At 69.1% G+C, this 18,215-nt stretch carries 21 protein-coding genes; 12 read left to right on the top strand and 9 right to left on the bottom strand.

Annotated features, from left to right (window positions below):
* The first annotated feature begins 30 nt into the window (after nt 1-30).
* Nucleotides 31-1,662 (top strand): cisplatin damage response ATP-dependent DNA ligase, encoded by a 1,632-nt coding sequence (locus XAN126_RS0116380; RefSeq protein WP_024279670.1) that lies wholly within the window; start codon nt 31-33, stop codon nt 1,660-1,662.
* Between the two features lie 34 nt (nt 1,663-1,696).
* The gene (locus tag XAN126_RS0116385; RefSeq protein ID WP_024279671.1) at nt 1,697-2,107 is read left to right on the top strand and encodes a hypothetical protein; all 411 of its coding nucleotides are present in this window, start codon (nt 1,697-1,699) and stop codon (nt 2,105-2,107) included.
* 15 nt (nt 2,108-2,122) lie between these two features.
* Here XAN126_RS0116385 and XAN126_RS0116390 read toward each other — a convergent pair whose 3' ends face one another.
* Nucleotides 2,123-2,809: a helix-turn-helix transcriptional regulator gene (locus tag XAN126_RS0116390; RefSeq protein ID WP_024279672.1), complete on the bottom strand. Its 687-nt coding sequence runs from the start codon at nt 2,807-2,809 to the stop codon at nt 2,123-2,125.
* Between the two features lie 237 nt (nt 2,810-3,046).
* Between XAN126_RS0116390 and XAN126_RS0116395 the strand changes: the two genes are divergently transcribed.
* A complete protein-coding gene (locus XAN126_RS0116395; protein ID WP_024279673.1) occupies nt 3,047-3,397 on the top strand; it encodes a DUF952 domain-containing protein in 351 nt (116 codons plus the stop codon).
* Nucleotides 3,398-3,481: 84 nt separating this feature from the next.
* Here the strand turns inward: XAN126_RS0116395 and XAN126_RS0116400 are convergent, their stop codons facing one another.
* The 3 genes from XAN126_RS0116400 to XAN126_RS0116410 form a co-directional block, all read right to left on the bottom strand.
* Nucleotides 3,482-4,804: an MATE family efflux transporter gene (locus XAN126_RS0116400; RefSeq protein ID WP_024279674.1), complete on the bottom strand. Its 1,323-nt coding sequence runs from the start codon at nt 4,802-4,804 to the stop codon at nt 3,482-3,484.
* Nucleotides 4,805-4,808: 4 nt separating this feature from the next.
* Nucleotides 4,809-5,078: a DUF6460 domain-containing protein gene (locus tag XAN126_RS0116405; protein WP_024279675.1), complete on the bottom strand. Its 270-nt coding sequence runs from the start codon at nt 5,076-5,078 to the stop codon at nt 4,809-4,811.
* Between the two features lie 66 nt (nt 5,079-5,144).
* Complete coding sequence (locus tag XAN126_RS0116410) at nt 5,145-6,035, bottom strand: alpha/beta hydrolase (protein ID WP_024279676.1); 891 nt, start codon at nt 6,033-6,035, stop codon at nt 5,145-5,147.
* A gap of 415 nt (nt 6,036-6,450) precedes the next feature.
* Between XAN126_RS0116410 and ffh the strand changes: the two genes are divergently transcribed.
* From ffh to XAN126_RS0116425, 3 genes are all read left to right on the top strand, one after another.
* Entirely contained in the window at nt 6,451-8,007 is a 1,557-nt protein-coding gene (gene ffh, locus XAN126_RS0116415) for a signal recognition particle protein (RefSeq protein WP_024279677.1), read from the top strand.
* Between the two features lie 89 nt (nt 8,008-8,096).
* Nucleotides 8,097-8,471: a 30S ribosomal protein S16 gene (gene rpsP, locus XAN126_RS0116420; RefSeq protein WP_024279678.1), complete on the top strand. Its 375-nt coding sequence runs from the start codon at nt 8,097-8,099 to the stop codon at nt 8,469-8,471.
* Between the two features lie 232 nt (nt 8,472-8,703).
* Nucleotides 8,704-10,200 carry a leucyl aminopeptidase gene (locus tag XAN126_RS0116425; RefSeq protein ID WP_024279679.1) on the top strand — a complete coding sequence of 499 codons (1,497 nt, stop codon included), beginning with the start codon at nt 8,704-8,706 and terminating at the stop codon, nt 10,198-10,200.
* Between the two features lie 258 nt (nt 10,201-10,458).
* On the opposite strand, the gene XAN126_RS0116435 is transcribed toward XAN126_RS0116425, so the two are convergent.
* Entirely contained in the window at nt 10,459-10,761 is a 303-nt protein-coding gene (locus tag XAN126_RS0116435) for a hypothetical protein (protein ID WP_024279680.1), read from the bottom strand.
* 17 nt (nt 10,762-10,778) lie between these two features.
* On the opposite strand from XAN126_RS0116435, the gene XAN126_RS0116440 reads away from it, so the two are divergent.
* Nucleotides 10,779-11,231, top strand: a complete 453-nt coding sequence (locus XAN126_RS0116440) for a DNA polymerase III subunit chi (RefSeq protein ID WP_024279681.1) — start codon at nt 10,779-10,781, stop codon at nt 11,229-11,231.
* Between the two features lie 188 nt (nt 11,232-11,419).
* Here the strand turns inward: XAN126_RS0116440 and XAN126_RS0116445 are convergent, their stop codons facing one another.
* The gene (locus XAN126_RS0116445) at nt 11,420-11,869 is read right to left on the bottom strand and encodes a phage holin family protein (protein ID WP_024279682.1); all 450 of its coding nucleotides are present in this window, start codon (nt 11,867-11,869) and stop codon (nt 11,420-11,422) included.
* The gene (locus XAN126_RS0116450; RefSeq protein WP_024279683.1) at nt 11,866-12,120 is read right to left on the bottom strand and encodes a hypothetical protein; all 255 of its coding nucleotides are present in this window, start codon (nt 12,118-12,120) and stop codon (nt 11,866-11,868) included. Before XAN126_RS0116450 ends, XAN126_RS0116445 begins: the two co-directional genes overlap by 4 nt.
* 188 nt (nt 12,121-12,308) lie before the next feature.
* On the opposite strand from XAN126_RS0116450, the gene XAN126_RS0116455 reads away from it, so the two are divergent.
* Both XAN126_RS0116455 and XAN126_RS27260 read left to right on the top strand, forming a co-directional pair.
* The gene (locus XAN126_RS0116455; protein ID WP_024279684.1) at nt 12,309-12,953 is read left to right on the top strand and encodes a 2-hydroxychromene-2-carboxylate isomerase; all 645 of its coding nucleotides are present in this window, start codon (nt 12,309-12,311) and stop codon (nt 12,951-12,953) included.
* Between the two features lie 100 nt (nt 12,954-13,053).
* The gene (locus XAN126_RS27260) at nt 13,054-13,533 is read left to right on the top strand and encodes a hypothetical protein (protein WP_155982334.1); all 480 of its coding nucleotides are present in this window, start codon (nt 13,054-13,056) and stop codon (nt 13,531-13,533) included.
* A gap of 261 nt (nt 13,534-13,794) precedes the next feature.
* On the opposite strand, the gene XAN126_RS0116465 is transcribed toward XAN126_RS27260, so the two are convergent.
* Entirely contained in the window at nt 13,795-14,751 is a 957-nt protein-coding gene (locus tag XAN126_RS0116465) for an alpha/beta hydrolase (protein WP_024279686.1), read from the bottom strand.
* A 123-nt stretch (nt 14,752-14,874) separates the two neighbouring features.
* Here XAN126_RS0116465 and XAN126_RS0116470 point away from each other — a divergent pair, with 123 nt between their 5' ends.
* From XAN126_RS0116470 to XAN126_RS0116480, 3 genes are all read left to right on the top strand, one after another.
* A complete protein-coding gene (locus XAN126_RS0116470) occupies nt 14,875-15,348 on the top strand; it encodes a secondary thiamine-phosphate synthase enzyme YjbQ (RefSeq protein WP_081762670.1) in 474 nt (157 codons plus the stop codon).
* A 105-nt stretch (nt 15,349-15,453) separates the two neighbouring features.
* Nucleotides 15,454-16,128: a response regulator transcription factor gene (locus XAN126_RS0116475; RefSeq protein ID WP_024279688.1), complete on the top strand. Its 675-nt coding sequence runs from the start codon at nt 15,454-15,456 to the stop codon at nt 16,126-16,128.
* Nucleotides 16,129-16,266: 138 nt separating this feature from the next.
* On the top strand, nt 16,267-17,625 hold the full coding sequence (locus XAN126_RS0116480; protein ID WP_024279689.1) for an MFS transporter: 1,359 nt from the start codon (nt 16,267-16,269) through the stop codon (nt 17,623-17,625).
* A 9-nt stretch (nt 17,626-17,634) separates the two neighbouring features.
* Here XAN126_RS0116480 and XAN126_RS0116485 read toward each other — a convergent pair whose 3' ends face one another.
* Entirely contained in the window at nt 17,635-18,087 is a 453-nt protein-coding gene (locus tag XAN126_RS0116485) for a hypothetical protein (RefSeq protein ID WP_024279690.1), read from the bottom strand.
* Nucleotides 18,088-18,215: the final 128 nt, after the last annotated feature.

An 18,215-nucleotide genomic window follows, 5' to 3' on the forward strand; every position in this document is an offset into this window, starting at 1 on the left:
ATCGGTCGCAGTTGGACAAGGCAGGCGCCCATGAACCGCTTCGCCGCGCTGCTCGATCGCATGTCTTACGAAGCCGGGCGCAATGCCAAGATCCGGCTCATGGCGGACTATTTCCGCTCGACGCCGGACCCGGAGCGCGGGCTCGCGCTGGCGGCGCTCACGGGCGCGCTGTCGTTCGCCAATGCCAAGCCCGGCGTGGTGCGCACGCTGATCGCCGAGCGGGCGGACCCGGTGCTGTTCGAGATGTCCTATGACTATGTGGGCGATCTCTCCGAGACCGTCGCCCTGATGTGGCCCCGGCCGGAGGGCGCGCGGCCCCACGCGCCGCTGCTGTCGGAGATCGTCCACGGCCTCTCCACCTTCTCCAAGGTGTCCCTGCCCCGGCATCTGGCCGACTGGCTGGATGGCCTCGACGAGACCGGCCGCTGGGCGCTGCTCAAGCTCATCACCGGCGCCATGCGGGTGGGCGCCTCCGCGCGCCTCGCCAAGACCGCCGTTGCAAGCCTGGGAGAGGTGACGCCGGACGAGGTGGAACTGGTCTGGCCCGGCCTTGAGCCGCCCTATGAGGAGCTGTTCGCCTGGGTGGAGGGGCGCGGGCCACGGCCGGAGACATCGAACCCCGCCCCATTCCGCCCAGTGATGCTGGCCCATGCCATCGAGGAGACGGATTTCACCGCCCTCGACCCCGCCGATTTCCGTGCCGAATGGAAGTGGGACGGCATCCGCGTGCAGGCGGTCGCGGGCACGGGCCCGGACGGCGCGCGGGTGGTGCGGCTCTATTCGCGCACCGGAGAGGACATCTCCGGCGCCTTTCCCGATATGGCGGAGGCCATCACCTTCGACGGCGCCATGGACGGCGAATTGCTCATCGTCCGCGACGGTCGCGTGGAGCCGTTCAACGTGCTGCAGCAGCGGCTGAACCGCAAAACGGTGACGGTGAAGATGCTGGCGGAATTCCCCGCCCACATTCGCGCCTATGATTTGCTCGTGGACGGCACGGACGATTTGCGCGACCAGCCCTTCGCAGCCCGCCGCATGCGGCTTGAGGCGCTGGTCGCCCGGCTCCAGACCCCGCGCATCGACCTCTCCCCCATGGTGCCCTTCTCCACCTGGGACGAACTGACCGCCGCCCGCCGCGACCCCGCCTCGGCCGGCGCGGGCGCGGATGCCGGGGCGGTGGAAGGGGTGATGATCAAGCGGGCGGACAGCCTCTATCTGCCCGGCCGCCCCAAGGGGCCGTGGTGGAAGTGGAAGCGCGATCCGCACACGGTGGATGCGGTGCTCATGTATGCCCAGCGCGGGCACGGCAAGCGCTCGTCCTTCTATTCGGACTACACCTTCGGGGTGTGGACCCAAAGCGAGGAGGGCGAGGATGTGCTGGTGCCGGTGGGCAAGGCCTATTTCGGCTTCACCGACGAGGAATTGAAGCAGATCGACGCCTTCGTGCGCCGCGCCACCATCAACTGCTTCGGCCCGGTGCGCGAGGTGGTGCACGAGAAGGACGAGGGACTGGTGCTCGAAGTGGCCTTCGAGGGCCTCGCCCGCTCCACCCGCCACCGCTCCGGCATCGCCATGCGCTTCCCCCGCATCGCGCGCCTTCGGTGGGACAAGCCGCCGGGCGAGGCGGACCGGCTGGAGACGCTGGAAGCGCTGCTGGGGTAGGATCGCTTGATTCCTGAGACTTGGGACGCTGGTGATGTTCGATCGAGATGACGCATTTCGGCCGGTCGTCTACCAGCGCATGGCTTGGGCCGCAGCCGCGGCGAGCGTCTCGCTCTGCCTCGTCGCGCTCTTGATCCTGTCGAATCTCGATCCAGACGCCCATGGCGCCGCTTGCCGCAAGGCAAGCGTTGGCGCGTGGAACATGCTCGTCATTGTTAGCTTGGCGGCGCTCTGGGCCTGCGTTCAAGCGGCTTTAGCTCACCGGCAAAGCAAAAAAATAGCAGATCACGTTGTAAGAACCGGTGATCGGCCAAAGATTTACGGTTTGGGTTCTCCGATCCCGACTTCGTTCACCCTGTTCTTTATCGCTCTCGGTTGCGTGTGGACGATGTTCTGCGCCATCCCGCTCATCGTCATCGCAGTGAATTGTACATTTATTTTTTGAGGAACCGGCCCGCTCCTACTGGCTCGCCCACACGATCCGGGCGATCCAGTCCACCTGATCGAGGGGAATCTGCCGGTCCTCGTGGGCGGGGTTGAGGGAGCGCAGCTCGATGTGGCGGGCGGTCTTGCGCACCAGTTCCTTGGCCAGCACCTCGCCCTCCTTGGTCTTCAGCACTACCCGGTCGCCGCGCCGCGGTTCGGAGGCGGGGGAGACCACCACCACGTCGCCGTCGCGATAGACCGGCTCCATGGAATCACCGGCGATCTCCAGCGCATAGGCGTGGGCGTCGTGGACATCGGGAAACACGATCTCGTCCCAGCCGGCGCCCACCGGGAAGCCCGCATCGTCGAAGAAGCCGCCGGAGCCGGCCTGGGCGAAGCCGATCTGCGGAATGGCATTGAGCGGCCGCGTCGGGGGTGGGGGCGCATCTTCGGCGAAGCCCGCGCCGCCGCCATGGGCGGCGGTCCGGTCGGAGCCGTCCAGCAAAGAGAAGAAGTGCTCCGGGCTTGTGCCGGTGGCGGCAAGCGCCTTGGCGATGCTCTCGGTGGAGGGCCAGCGCGGCCGGCCGTCGATGGTCACGCGCTTGGAGCGGTTGAAGGTGGTGGGGTCGAGCCCCGCCCGCCGGGCGAGGCCGGAGGTGGACAGCCCGTGCTGCTCGGCGAGTTCATCGACGGCACGCCAGATCTTACCGTGGGTCAGCATGGGAAAGACGTTCCTTGCTCGACGTTCCTTGGCCTCGAGCTTCCTTGGCCTCGACAGCGAATCCGGATGCGGACCGGGGCCACCCGCGCGACACCACGCCCCCCGATGCGTGGAAGATATGAATTTGTTCCCCATTTGTACAGGACTTCAGTCCGTATGCAACCATAAGGCGAACACAGTTGCCCTTTCGTTCGTGCCGGCCTATGTGCGTCGCCGATCCATTGAGGAGCATCGCCCGTGACTGCCGCCCCCCTCATCTACAAGATCGCCCCCGCCGCGTTGTGGGCCGCCGCCGAGCAAGCGGGCGTGTTCACCGGGGCGCCCGTGGACGTGGCAGACGGCTACATCCATTTCTCCACCGCCGCGCAGGCGCGCGAGACGGCGGCGAAGCACTTCGCCGGGCAGGCCGACCTGAAGCTGGTGGCTGTCGAGGCGGCGGCGCTGGGCGCTGCGCTGAAATGGGAGCCCTCGCGCGGCGGCGCCCTCTTTCCCCATCTCTATGCACCGCTGCCGCTCACCGCCGTGACATGGGTGCGCGACCTGCCGCTCGGGGCGCACGGGGCGCACGTCTTCCCCGATCTGGACTAAGGCTCATGCCATCGGCCTCGGTGTTCGACCGACGCCGAGCGGGCGACGCTCCAGCGCCGCGCGGACTTGTGCGCGGGCTTGGCATCAGCCGAAGGTCCGCCGCTCCAGTGCCGGCAGGCGCAGGGCCTGGAAGCCGCCGCGCGCGAGGAGGAAGGCGAGCATCGCCAGCCACAGGCCGTGATTGCCCAGCGGCCGCAGGGCGAGGAACACGCCGAGATAGACGCCCAGCGAGGCCAGCATGAGGTTGCGCATGTCGCGCGACCACAGCGCGCCGATATAGACGCCGTCGAAGGCATAGGCCGTCACCCCCGCCACCGGCAGCAGCGCGGCATAGAGGAGATAGATGCGCGCCTCGGCCCGCACCTCGGGGCTGGTGCTCATGGCGTCCACGATGGCCGGGCCGGTGACGAGGTAGACCGCCCCCGCCAGCACCGCGAAGGCAAATCCCCACACGATGGAGAGCCGCACCCCGGCGGAGAAATCCGCCCGCCGCCGCGCACCCACGGCCGAGCCGCAGATCTGCTCGGCGGCGGTGGCGAAACCGTCGAGGAAATAGGCCGCCACCATCACCATGTTCTGGAGAATGGCGTTGGCGGCGAGGGTCACGTCCCCCGCCCGCGCGCCCTGCGCGGCGAAGAAGGAGAAGGCGAACATCAGCGCCGCGGTGCGGATCATGATGTCGCGGTTGAGCATGACGGTCTGGATGAGGCGCGCCTTGTCGAGCAGCACCGCCTTCGCCACCCCAAGCCGCCCGCCCAGCAGCACGGCGCACAGGACGAGCCCGGCCGCCGCTCCGATGATTTCGGCGACGAGAGTTCCCGCTGCCGAGCCGGCGACGCCCCAGCCGGCGCCAAGCACGAGCGCGGCCGAGAGCACCATGTTGAGGACATTGATTCCCAGCTGGAGCACCAGCGCCCGCCCGGTGCGGCCGAGGCCCACCAGCCAGCCCAGCACCACGTAATTGGCCAGGGTGAAGGGCGCGGCGAAGATGCGGATGGCGTAATAGTCGCGCACCGCCGCGTTCACCTCCTCGCTCGCTCCCGCCAGCGACAGGGCCGCGCTCTCGATGGGTGCGCGCAGGAGCACGATCAGGAGGCCGAGCGCGCCGGCGACCAGCAGGCCGCGCGCCAGCACCGCCCGCTCCTCCACCGCATCGCGCCGCCCCACCGCCTGCGCGGCGAGGCCCACCGTGCCCATGCGCAGGAAGCCGAACACCCAGAACAGCATGTCGAAGATGATGGCGGCGAGCGCCACGCCGCCGAGCAGCGACGCGCTGCCGAGCCGGCCCACCACCGCCGCATCCACCACGCCCAGCATAGGCGTGGTGAGGTGCGCCAGCGTCATCGGCAGCGCGATGGCGAGCACGCGCCGGTGCGTTACGTCCCCCGAGACAGCCGCGAGCGACACGGCCTCAGCGCCGGCCGAACACGCGCATGAGCAGCCAGAGCGGAATGACGATGACGGCACCGAGCAGGAAGTAGCGCCACATGCGCTCCACCGCCTCGAAGCTGAAGCTGAACAGGTTGCGCAGCAGGCGCTGGAGGCTGGTGAGAATGTTCATCGGGTCGAGCCCGAGGGCGGCGAGGATCACGCCCACCACCACCGAGAGCAGCACGAGCCGCACCAGCACCCAGGCGGGCGACCCGCCGAAGAAGCGCGTCAGATCGTTGTTCTCGGACATGGGCGGGCCTCCTGTGACGGCCGTGGTTTAGCACGGCCGTCGCGCAGGGGGGAGACGGAGCCTGCCTCAGCCCGCCCGCAGGAAGTCCGTCACCAGCGCGACGGTGGCGGCGGGGTTCTCCTCCATGATCCAGTGGCCGCTGCCGGGCACCACGTCGCCCGTCACGTCGGTGGCGGCGAAGCGCATCACCTCGGCCATGCCGAGACCGAAGGAATGCTCGCCGCCCAGCGCCAGCACCGGCATGGCGAGCTTGCCGTAGGTGAGGAATTCCGCGTTGTCGAGGGCGTCCTGGTCGAAGGCGGCGAACTGGGCAAAGCCCGCGTGCATGGCGCCGGGCTGGGCGTAGAGCGCGGCGTAATGTGCCCGCGCGGCTTCGCGGAAGTGGCTGGGATCGGCGGAAAACTCGTTCCAGAAGCGATCGAGATAGATGCGCTCGCGCCCGGCGACGAGGCGCTCCATGTCCGGCCCGCCGAAGCGGAAATGCCAGAGCAGCGGGTTCTTGAGCACCTCTTCCCATGGCCCGACGCCCGGCAGCGGCGCGTCGATGAGCGCGAACTTCGTCACAAGGTCGCGGTGGAGCGCGGCGAAGGCGAAGCCCACCATGTTGCCGATGTCGTGGGTGACGAGGGCGACCTTGTCGATGCCGAGGGCATCGAGCACGCCGGCCATGTCCGCGCCCTGGGTCTTCTTGTCGTAGCCGCCGGGCGGCTTGGCCGAGAGGCCCATGCCGCGCAGGTCCGGCACGACGACGGTGTGGGTGGGCGCCAGCGCCTGGGCGAGGGCGCCCCACATGTCGCCGGTCTCGCCATAACCGTGGATGAGCAGCACCGCCGGCCCCTGCCCGCCCGTGCGGACATAGAGTGTGGTGCCGTTGGTCTCGATCTCCTTGGTGCGGAAATCGGCGGGAAAGGGAACGATCTGGCTTGCTTCGGGGGCAGTCGAAGGCGTCTGGTGCATGGTTTCCTCCCCGCCGCTGGCCGGCGGATGCGCGAGATGCGCTAAGGGAAAGTATGGTCTGTTCCGAGGACGACCAGTAGTGGTGTTGCGTGCAAACTTCGCTTGTGCGGCGAACCTTGCCGCATCGTGATGGCGGGCGCAGAATGGGTGGGCGCAGCGGTGGCGCGCCCTGCCCCGACGGCGGCGAATTTGCCTCCCGCGCCCAAACCTGCTAACAGCCCCAGCTTCACACGGACGGCCATGCCGATCCCGCCGACCGGACCAAGAGCCCGGAGGCCCCCGCCCGACAGCGCGTTGCGCCCTCGGGCGTGCTTTGCGTTGGCTTGATGCGGCTCCTTTGGAGACGACCTCATCCGGTCCGCGCGGCGCGGGAGATCATCGCCGTCCGATGTGAAGCTGCAACACCCGGGTGCCCATGTTCGATACCCTTTCCGACCGCCTCGGCGGCATACTCGACAAGCTGAAGCGGCGCGGCGCTCTCACCGAGGCCGACGTCGGCGAGGCCATGCGCGAGGTGCGCCGCGCGCTGATCGAGGCGGACGTGGCGCTGGACGTGGTGCGGTCCTTCACCGACCGGGTGCGCCAGCGCGCCGTGGGCGTGGAGGTCATCAAGTCCGTCACCCCCGGCCAGATGGTGGTGAAGATCGTCCACGACGAGCTCGTGGCGACTCTCGGCTCCGACGCCGACCCCATCGACCTGAACGCCCCCGCCCCGGTGCCGATCCTGATGGTCGGCCTGCAGGGCTCGGGCAAGACCACCTCCACCGCCAAGATCGCCAAGCGCCTCACCGAACGCGGCAAGCGCAAGGTGCTGATGGCCTCGCTTGACACCCGCCGTCCGGCGGCCATGGAGCAGCTGGCCACCCTGGGCAAGCAGGTGGAGGTCGCGACCCTTCCCATCGTCGCCGGGCAGTCTGCCGTGCAGATCGCCAAGCGCGCCATCGAGGCGGCCAAGCTCGGCGGCTACGACGTGGTGATGCTCGACACCGCCGGCCGCGTGACGCTGGACGAAGGCCTGATGGCCGAAGTGGCCGAGGTGAAGGCCGTCACCAAGCCGCATGAAGTGCTGCTGGTTGCCGACAGCCTCACCGGCCAGGACGCGGTGAACACCGCCAAGGCCTTCGACGGCCGCGTCGGTCTCACCGGCATCGTGCTGACCCGCGCCGACGGCGATGGTCGCGGTGGTGCGGCTCTTTCCATGCGCGCCGTCACCGGCAAGCCCATCAAGCTGCTCGGCACCGGCGAAAAGATGGACGCGCTGGAGGATTTCGATCCCCACCGCGTGGCGGGGCGCATCCTCGGCATGGGCGACGTGGTGGCCCTCGTGGAGCGGGCCGCCGAAAATATCGACATCGAGAAGGCGAAGATCACTGCCGAGCGCATGCGCAAGGGCACCTTCGACCTTGACGATCTGCGCGGCCAATTGGAGCAGATGGCCAAGATGGGCGGGCTCGGCGGGCTCATGGGCCTCATGCCCGGCGTCGCCAAGGTGAAGAACCAGATCGCCTCGGCGAACCTCGACGACAAGGTGTTCAAGCGGCAGGTGGCCATCATCAATTCGATGACCCCCAAGGAGCGCCGCGCGCCCAAGCTGCTCGACGCCTCGCGCAAGCGCCGCATCGCCGCCGGCTCCGGCACCAAGGTGGAGGAGATCAACCGCCTCCTGAAGATGCATCGCCAGATGGCCGACGTGATGAAGGCCATGGGCGGCGCCGCCGGCAAGCGCGGCCCGCTGGCGGGTCTCGCCGGCATGATGGGCTTCGGCGGCGGTGGCCCCTCCCCCGAGATGCTGCAGGAAATGGCGGAGAAAATGGGCAAGGGTGGCCCCGGCGGAATGCCCGGCGCGCCCGGCGGCCTGCCGCCGAACTTCCCCGGCCTGCCCGGCGGCGGCCTGCCGTCCAAATTCCCCAGCGGCCTCCCCGGCCTGCCGAAGGGCTTCCCTGGAGTGGGAGGGCCCGGCAAGAAGAAGTAACGCCTACGCCCCCTGCCTGCCCGGGCGACGGCACCAGAGATCAGCCCGAATACGACACTCAAGACACTGACTTAAAAAGGAAGAAGACCATGTCCCTCAAGATCCGTCTCGCCCGTGGCGGCGCCAAGAAGCGTCCCTACTACCGCATCGTCGTCGCCGACGCCCGCGCCCCGCGCGATGGCCGCTTCATCGAGAAGATCGGCACCTTCAACCCGCTGCTCGCCAAGGATTCCGAGACCCGCGTGGTGCTCGACGCCGAGAAGGCGAAGGCCTGGCTCGAGAAGGGCGCCCAGCCCACCGACCGCGTGGCCCGCTTCCTCGACGCCGCTGGCCTGCTGAAGCGCGACGCCCGCAACAACCCGAAGAAGGCCGAGCCCGGCCAGAAGGCCCAGGAGCGCGCCAAGGAGAAGGCCGACAAGGCCGCCGCGGCCGCCGCGGCCGCCGGTGGCGAAGCCGCCGAGTGAGGCTTTCCTTTCGGGAAGATGAGGAATGGGGGCGCCTGGCGCCCCCTTTTCTTTTGGGAGAACGGTTCACAAGCGCGCCCCGGCACCTATCTAAGCTCCAGTCCCGAAAGCTCGGGCGCGGCGGCACCACCGTGACGCTGAGGGCGGTTCCCCCTGTCCGCCGACCGGGCTAGACAAGGGCGACGCATATTCTGAATCCATTCTGCCCCTCCCGCTGCTTCTGGAGCGCCTGATGTCCGATCCCGTCACCGTCTCGTTCGCCCGGCTCACCGCCGCCGCCAAGGGCGTCCTCGTGGTGCTCACCGACGAAAGCCTCGCCTTCGGCACGCAGGCGCAGAAGCTGGTGAAGGGGGCCGACAAGGCGCTGACCCGCGCGTTCGACGCCGAGAAGTTCAAGGGCAAGGCCTGGAGCGGGCTGGACCTGCTCGCCCCCGCCGGCATCGAGGCGCCGCGCCTCATCATCATCTCGGTGGGCAAGGCGGCGGACCTGAAGCCCAAGGATTTCCTGAAGCTCGGCGGCCTCATCGCCGGCAAGCTGCCCGCCTCCGCCCGCGAGGCGAGCGTGGTGCTCGACCTGCCCGGCACCAAGATCTCCGCCGATGCCGCCGCCGAGGTGGCGCTGGGCCTCTCGCTGCGCAGCTACAGCTTCGACCGCTACAAGACCAAGAAGAAGGACGATGCCGAGCCGACCGCCCGCACCGTGACCCTCCTCGTCTCCGACGAGGCCGGAACCAAGCGCGCCTATGCCGCCCGGCAGGCCGTGGGCGACGGCGTGCTGTTCGCCCGTGATCTCGTGAACGAGCCCGCCAACGTGCTCGACCCGCCGGAATTCGCCCGCCGCGCCGAGGAGCATCTTTCCGGCGTGGGCGTCGAGATCGAGGTGCTGGACGACGCCGCCCTCGCAGAAGCCGGCCTCAAGGCGCTGCTCGGCGTCGGCCAGGGCTCCATCAAGGAGAGCCGCGTCGTGGTGATGCGCTGGAACGGCGGGCCTGAGGGCGAGGCCCCCGTGGCCTTCATCGGCAAGGGCGTCACCTTCGACACGGGCGGCATCTCCATCAAGCCGGCCGCCGGCATGGAGGACATGAAGGGCGACATGGGCGGTGCCGCCTGCGTCACCGGCCTCATGTATGCGCTGGCCGCCCGCAAGGCGAAGGTGAACGCGGTGGGCCTCATCGGCCTCGTGGAGAACATGCCCGACGGCGCCGCCCAGCGCCCCGGCGACATCGTCACCTCGCTGTCCGGCCAGACCATCGAGATCATCAACACCGATGCCGAGGGCCGGCTCGTGCTGTGCGACGTGCTCTGGTACGCCAAGGAGCGCTTCAAGCCCAAGTTCATGATCGACCTCGCCACCCTCACCGGCGCGATCCTGGTGGCGCTGGGCTCGGAATATGCGGGCCTCTTCTCCAACGACGACGAACTGTCCGAGCGCCTCACAAAGGCCGGTCAGGAGACCGGCGAGCGGGTGTGGCGCCTGCCGCTCGGCCCGGAATACGACAAGCTGATCGATTCCAAGTTCGCCGACATGAAGAACACCGGCGGCCGCCACGCCGGCTCCATCACCGCCGCCCAGTTCCTCGCCCGCTTCGTGGACAAGACCCCGTGGGCGCATCTCGACGTGGCCGGCACGGCCATGTCCTCGCCTGCGAGCGACATCAACAAGAGCTGGGGCTCGGGCTGGGGCGTGCGCCTGCTCGACCAGCTGGTGAAGGACCACTACGAGGGGTGAGCGCCTCTCTCACATCCGTCGCCCTCCGGCTTGACCGGAGGGCCCATCTCCCCGCTTGAGCTGACGCGGGGAGGGAGAGGCGAACGGCGCCATGGGTCCTCCGGTCAAGCCGGAGGACGACGGCGGATGAGACAGGAAAGCGCTATTCCGCAGGCCCGGCGTGGGGCGGGTGCTTGGGCTCGGTCAGGCGCACGGCGGCATAGCCCATCGCGATCACCGCGAGGGGCATCACCACATAGGCATAGAGCCAGAGGCCGGTCATATCAGTCGTCCGAGCACGCTTCGTGCCATGAAATGTAGCACAGCGGCGGCAACCAGCCAAAACACGCTGCCCAAGGCGATGAGCGCGCCATGGGACGGCGCCGCCGAACCCATCCCGCCAAGTCCATAGAGCGAGGCCACCGCCGGCCCGAGCGCTCCGACCGTGAGGCAGGCGGTGGATGCCCGGTCGAGGGCATTGGCCGTCAGCTTGGTGCGCTCGTTCTGGATGAGGCTCATGCCCGGCATATGGAAGGCGCGTGGGCACCGGTCAAGCAGGAGCGCGACGCGGTGCGAACCCATGTGCTAACCTTCCGCCGATGACCGAAATCCTATTCTACCACCTTGAGCGCCGCCCTCTCGAGCAGGTGCTGCCGATGCTGCTGGAGAAGTCGCTGGAGCGCGGCTGGCGGTGTGTGGTGCAGTGCGGGTCGGCGGAGCGGCGGGACGCGCTCGATTCCCATCTGTGGACCTATAGCGAGGCGTCCTTCCTGCCGCACGGCACGGAGGCGCAGCCGCTGCCCGAGCGCCAGCCGGTGCTCATCGCCACCTCCGAGGACAATCCCAACGGCGCGCAGGTGCGTTTTCTGGTGGATGCGGTGCCGCTCGCCGATGCCTCGCCCTATGCGCGCGTCGTCCACCTCTTCGACGGGCGGGACGACGAGCAGGTGGCCAAGGCCCGCGAGCGCTGGCGCGAGGCCAAGGCCGTGGCGGGCAACGAACTCACCTATTGGCAGCAGGACGAGAACGGGCGCTGGGTGCGCAAGGCGTAGGCTTTGGACCTGTCATCGCCCGGCTGGTCCGGGCGATCCACGGCTCGACCGGGTCGAGCATTTGAACATCGCTCAAGCGGCAAAGTGAATCCCCCGGAACCCGGCTGCAACCGGGGTCCGCCTTTGCGAACGGAAGTCAGCAACAGCCGACTTCCGGACTAGCCGACGGATGACGGCACCTGACCCCCTCAAGCCCGAGGCTGGCGGCGGAACAGGCGGGTGAGCAGCGTCAGCACCGGCAGCACCAGCCCCGGCACGGCGGCGAGCGAGGCGTAGGAGGCGACGTTGGCCTGGGTGGCGCGCAGGTCCGCGGCCACCGCATCCATGGCCGACTGGCTCACCTGATTGGCCAGCGCCAGCTCGCGGGAGGGCTTCAGCATCGCGCCGATGATGGCCACGATGAGCGCGAGGAAGAGCCCGCCTCCGCCCACCACCACGGCCGCCCAGATCGGCCCCATGGATTGCTCCAGCGCCAGGAACAGCGCGACGCCCAGCATCACCACGCCGAAGCTCGCCACCAGAGCGGCGAAGGCGAACAGGCCGGCGCGGGCCGCGATGTGGCGCAGGTGGATTTCGGCAATGATGGTGTTGGTGCGCAGCAGAATCTTCAGATTCCGCATCAGCTGGTCGAAATTCATCCCGCGTCCCTTCCTCTGCGCACAACCCTGACCGGCCGGAGCAGCGAGCCTGCCACCGCACCCGCCAGAAATGACACGGCCATCCACGCCAGGGGGTTCATCCGCACGGCCCGCCGCGCCTTCGCGCCGCCCGCCGCCTCAGGTCCGCCCGGCGGATCGCTCGGCGGTCCCTTGGCCATGGCCGCCTTCAGCGCCACCCCTGCCAGCTCGCTCTTCAGCCCGACCAGCTCGGATTCCCGTTCGTCGCCCATGCCGCCTCCCGGATCATATCCGGGCGCCTGAGAGGGAAGCACCGCGCGCGCCCCTGTCAAGCCGCCCTGCGCAAGGACAACTTCCGGATCGGTCGATTGATCCCCGCGCCCGGGCTTCAAGGCGACGGAAAGAGGCTCTAGCATCGCCCTCCCGCCCAAGGACGATCCCAAGAGAAGGCCTGCCCCCAATGAGCCCGCCCCCCGCCGCGCCGCGCACCCTCGACTATTTCTTCTCCAGCGTGAGCCCCTGGACCTTCCTGGGCCACGCCCCGGTGATGGCGCTCGCCGCGCGCCATGGCGTCAATGTGCGCTTCCATCCGGTGGCCCTCGGCCCCGTCTTCGCGGAAACCGGCGGCCTGCCGCTCGCCAAGCGCGCCCCGCCGCGCCAGCGCTACCGCATTCTCGAGCTTCAGCGTTGGCGGCAGAAGCGCGGCGTGGACCTCAACGTCCATCCCGCCCACTGGCCGTTCGACGGCACGCTGGCGGACCAGACCATCCTCGCCACCATCGAGGCCGGGCACGCGCCCGGCGCGCTGATGGAGCGGATCTTCTCCGGCGTCTGGGTCCGGCAGGAAAATCTCGGCCTGCCCGAGGTCATCGCCGCCTGTGCCGATGCGGTGGGCCTGCCCGGCGCCGAGCTGGTGGCGGCGGCGGGCGAGGAGAAGATCGCCGCGCTCTATCTGGAGAACCGCGCCAAGGCGCTCGCCGCCGACGTGTTCGGCGCGCCGTCCTATGTGCTGGATGGCGAGGTGTTCTGGGGTCAGGACCGCATCGACCTGCTGGACGACGCCCTCACCTCTGGACGCGCGCCCTACCGGCCGGACGTGGCCTGAAGCCCCCTGCCCCCTTCCGGCCCCGATCGGCGTGATTATCTAGCGGGAATGACGCGGCGGAACGGGCCGCGGGACGTGAAGGCGGGATTTGGAGGCGCGCATGGTCTTCCCGGCTCATCCGGCGCATTCGGCCGGTCTCTCCCTCGTGGCGGCCCTCGCCGCGAGCCTTCTGGCGGCGCCTGCCCTCGCGCAGGCGCAAGTTCTGCCCGCGCCGCCCGGCGATACCACGGCGCCGCGCTTCTCCTTCGCCCCGGTGGAGGGCGGCGCGCTGAAGCTCGACCGGGAAACCGGCCGCGTCTCCCTGTGCGCCAAGCGCGGCACCGCCTTCACCTGCGAGGCAGTGCCTGACACGCGCGATGCCTATGAGGCGGAGATCGCCCGCCTTCAGGGGGAGGTGGACACCCTGCGCCGCTCGGCCCAGCTTCCACCGCTCCCGCCCCTGCCGCCGACGCCGGGGCCGAACGCCAACCCCGACACATCAGACATGGACCGCGCCCTCGACTATGCCGAGCGCTTCTACAAGCGCCTGCGCGGCCTCATCGACGAATTCCGCGCGCCCAACGGGCAGGAGAAGCTCTGAGGGGCGACCTTGTGCCCCCGGACAGTAGCGAGCAACAGCCGTCGCCCTCCGACTTGATCGGAGGGCCCATCGCTGCTCTGGAGCAAGCCTTCGAACACCGGGGCAGACGGCGTTATGGGTCCTCCGATCAAGTCGGAGGACGACGGCGGGAGGGTCCGCTCCCGGATGAGCAGCACCAGTGGGGTGCCGATGCCAGACAGCGCAAGACTGCCCGCGATGGGGAAAATGCCCTCCGAGCGAGCAAGGCCAGACCCCCTCCCCTCAGAACTCCGCCAGATACCCGTCGATCCGCTTCAGCGCCTGGTCGGCGATGGTGCCGGGGAAGGCGATGAAGACGTGGCAGCCGCCGGGATAGACCTCCAGCTCGGTGCCATTCCCCGCCGCCGCCCATGCATTGGCCATGAAGAGGGTGTCGTCCACCAAAGGATCGCGGCCGCCGACGATGAACAGCGCCCTGGGCAGGCCCTTGAGGCGCGCCAGCAGCGGCGACACGTCCGGGTCGTCGGCCTTGCCTTCAAGGCGCAGGTAGTTGTCGACGAAGAACTGGATGTCCCGCGTGTTCAGCACCAGCGGCAGGTCGCCCCAGTTGCGGACGGAGGGGGTCAGGCGCAGGTCGTAGCAGCCGGCGGTGAGCACGGCGGCGGAGAAGGGGCTGAGGCCGTGGCGATCGCGCAGCCGCACGAGGGTCGCGACCGCCAGCGTGGCGCCGCCCGATTCCCCGCCGATGGCGAAGCGCTCGGTGCCGAAGCGGGCCTTCGCCTCCTTCACCAACCAGAGGGCGGCCGCCTCGCAATCGTCCGGGCCGGCGGGATAGGGCACTTCCGGCGCCAGCGCATAATCCACCGAGACCACCGCCAGCCCGCAATTGGCGGCGATGCGATCGAGCAGCGCCTCGTTCTCGCGCGCCGAACCCAGCGTCCAGCCGCCGCCATGGATGTGGAAATAGACGCCCCTGGGCGCGCCGTCCGGCTTGTAGATGCGAACCGGCACCGGGCCGCGCGGGCCGGGAATGGTCTCGGCCGTGGCGCGCGGGCTTTCCGGCGCCAGCGGGAACACGCCCTTGCCGGCAAGGCGGGCGGCGCGAATCTCGGGCAGCGGGGTGGCCCACCGGTCGGGGATGGCGGACAGGACCTTCACGATGGCATCGTTGACCATGCGCGTGTCGGGCGCGATGGCCGCATCGGCGAACACGGCGGGATCGAGAACCAGCTTCGACATGGAAGAACCCTGATCGTTGGGCGTCGCCGCCCGAAAAGGCGGCGCGGCAGGCCGTGAACTGGTACGTGGCGGGCGAACACCGCGCAAGAAGCGAACACCGCGCAAGCAGGAGGAGAGATCACCATGGCGCGCACCAGCCGCACCCCGGCGAGACTGAGCGGAGCCGTGCGCCACGCCGAGGCGACGCTCGCGGTGGAGACGCCCGGCGAGGGCTTCACCGACATCACCCGCGAGGCCACCGCCTTCCTCACCGAGATTTCGGCCGGCGACGGCGTGCTCACTGTCTTCTGCCGGCACACCTCGGCCTCCCTCACCATCCAGGAAAATGCCGACCCGGACGTGCAGACCGATCTTCTCACTGCCCTGCGCACCCTGGCGCCGCGCAATTTCCGCTGGGTGCACGACACCGAGGGGCCGGACGACATGCCAGCCCATGTGCGCACCATGCTCAGCGACGCCAGCCTCTCCATCCCCGTGCGCGGCGGACGGCCGGGGCTCGGGACGTGGCAGGGGATCTATCTCGCGGAGCACCGAGAGAGGCCCCACCGGCGCGAGGTGGTTTTGACTTTCACCGGAACGCTTGGTCAATTTCCCTGATCGGCTTGTCACCGCTTCGCCACGGATTGATGATCGCAGAATCGATTCGCGCTAACGTTGTGGCGACCGCGCGACAAGAAGCTGAAGCCTTGCGGGGGAGGAAGCATGGTGGAAGATGCCGGGAACGGACTGCGCCTCGTCATCGCCGACGACCATCCCCTGTTCCGCGGTGCCTTGCGGGAAGCGGTGCTCGGCCGCAGCGCCGATGCCAGGATCGAGGAGGTCGGCACCTTCGACGACCTGACGGCGCTCTTGGAGCGCGACCCCGAGTTCGACCTGATCCTGCTCGACCTCACCATGCCCGGCGCGCGGGGCTTTTCCGGCCTCATCTATCTGCGCGCCCAGTACATGGCGATCCCGGTGGTGGTGGTCTCCGGCAACGAGGAGCCGGCGGTGATCCGCCGCTGCCTCGATCTCGGCGCCTCCGGCTTCATCCCCAAGAGCATGAGCGTCGGCAACATGCGCGATGCGGTGGCGCAGGTGCTGAAGGGCGAGACCTTCCTGCCGCCCGACATCAACGTGACCACCAAGGCGGATGCCGAGACCGACGCCATCATCGCTCGCCTCTCCACCCTCACGCCCCAGCAGGTGCGGGTGCTGATGATGCTGGCCGAGGGCCGGCTCAACAAGCAGATCGCCTATGAGCTGTCCGTCTCCGAGGCGACGGTGAAGGCCCACGTCTCCGCCATCCTGCAGAAGCTGGGCGTGGAAAGCCGCACCCAGGCCGTGATCGCAGTGTCCAAGGTGGAACAGGGCCTGTGGAGCCATCCGCAGGCGTGAGCACGGACCGGCCCGTTCTGCCACGGTAGGAACCTCTTCACCGGTCACGCTCATAAAGCAGGGCGAGGACCGGGATGCCGCGCGCAGCATCCCGCAGCGGCACGCCACCGGCGTTCCGGGAATGGCGGAAGGATCGAGATGACCGAGCAAAGCCTCAGCCCGACCGGCTCCGAAGCCCCCCGGCGGCGCACCCTGAAGGAGGCCGTCGCGCTCTATACCCAGCGCGACGTGCTCTCCGTCAGCCTGCTCGGCTTCTCCTCCGGCCTGCCGCTGGCGCTCACCGGCGGCACGCTCTCGCTGTGGATGAAGGACGTGGGGGTGACGCTCACCGCCATCGGCCTGTTCAGCCTCGTGGGCCTGCCCTACACGCTGAAGTTCCTGTGGGCGCCGGTGCTGGACGCGGTGGACGTGCCGATCCTGTCCCGCCTGCTCGGCCGGCGGCGCGGCTGGCTTCTCACCTGCCAGATCGTGCTCATCGCCGCCATCGCGGCGCTCGCGCTCCAGGACCCCATCAGCGCCCCCTTCGGCGTCGCCGCCTGCGCGCTGGCCGTCGCCATCGCCTCAGCGACGCAGGACATCGCCGTGGATGCCTTCCGCGTGGAACGGCTGGAGAGCGCGAGCGAGCAGGCCGCCGGCATGGCCGGCTACGTCACTGGCTACCGCATCGCCATGCTGGCCACCGGCGCCGGCGTCATCGCGCTGGTCGCCTATCTGGAAACGGCGCTGGGCCTGCCGCGCGGCACCAGCTGGTTCTGGGGCTACATGATCGCCGCCGGATGCGTCGCCATCGGCCTCGTCGCCACCCTGTTCGCCCGCGAGCCGAAGGCGCCGGTGCGGGCACCGGATGAAGGCACCGGGCACCGGCTCGTCGCCACCACCGTGGGTGCGTTCGGCGAGTTCCTGCGCCGCAACCAGGCGGTGATGATCCTGCTGTTCGTGATGCTGTTCAAATTCTGCGATGCCTTCGCCGGCGTGCTCACCGGGCCGTTCGTGCTGGACATCGGCTTCTCGAAGGCCACTTACGTGGAGATCGTGAAGGTGGTGGGCTTCGGCGGCACCATCGCCGGCAGCTTCGTGGGCGCGTGGATCGCCCGCGAGCGTCCGCTGGTGACGTGCCTGTGGATCTCCGGCGTGCTGCAGATCACCTCCAACCTCGGCTTCACGCTCCAGGCCTATGTGGGCCCGAACGAGGCGGTGCTGACGGGCGTCATCCTCATCGAGAACTTCACCAGCGCCATCGGCACGGTGATCTTCGTGGCCTATCTCTCGGCCCTGTGCGGCGCGCGGGAGCACACCGCGACCCAGTACGCGCTGCTGACGGCGCTGACCGCGGTGGGGCGGACCCTGCTCGGTTCCTCCAGCGGCGCCATCGCCGAGGCGTCGGGCTGGCCGCTGTTCTTCATCCTCACCGCCGTCGCCGGCCTGCCGGGCCTCGCCGCCCTCGGATGGCTCCAGATGAAGGGGCACTTCGCCGAACTGGCGCGGGACAGGGCCTGACCGGCCCCGTCAGCGCCGGCCGAAGGCGGGCCGGCTGAAGAAGAGCAGCACGAGGGCGAGCGGGATCATGATGTGATCCAGGATCTTGCCCGGCGGGGCGTGGGTGACATCCAGCGGGCGCATGTGGCCGAGCAGGTAGCGGCCCGCGTATTCCACGACGATGAACACCAGCAGCAGCGGGATCAGCGCCCGGTAGCGCGCCAGGGCGACCGCATAGAGCAGCCCCATGATGAGCTGCGACAGGCCCCAGAGCGCGAACACGAAGATCACCGCCTGCCCTGCCTGGACCGGCGAGAAGGTGTCGAGCGGAATGTGCGCCACCGACTGCGCCCCGCCATCCGGCGCCAGCATGTGGAACAGGCTGCGCCCGATGGTCATGGCGGTGATCGCCGCGAACACCGCCACCACCGCACGGTGGCCGGGGAAGTGGTTGTCGATGCGTTCCGGCAGGATCCAGTTCATGCGACGCTCCGGGCAGAAACAGAGGCGGCACGCGAGACGAAGCCGCCGCCCGGACTTATGGCATCGCTTGGCGCCCGGACCCGATGGCGGAAAATGGCCCGAAGGCAGCCCCTCCCTGCCGTCATCGC

Origin of the sequence: Xanthobacter sp. 126, from assembly GCF_000526175.1 — a bacterium.
GTDB classification, from domain to species: Bacteria; Pseudomonadota; Alphaproteobacteria; order Rhizobiales; family Xanthobacteraceae; genus Xanthobacter; species Xanthobacter aminoxidans.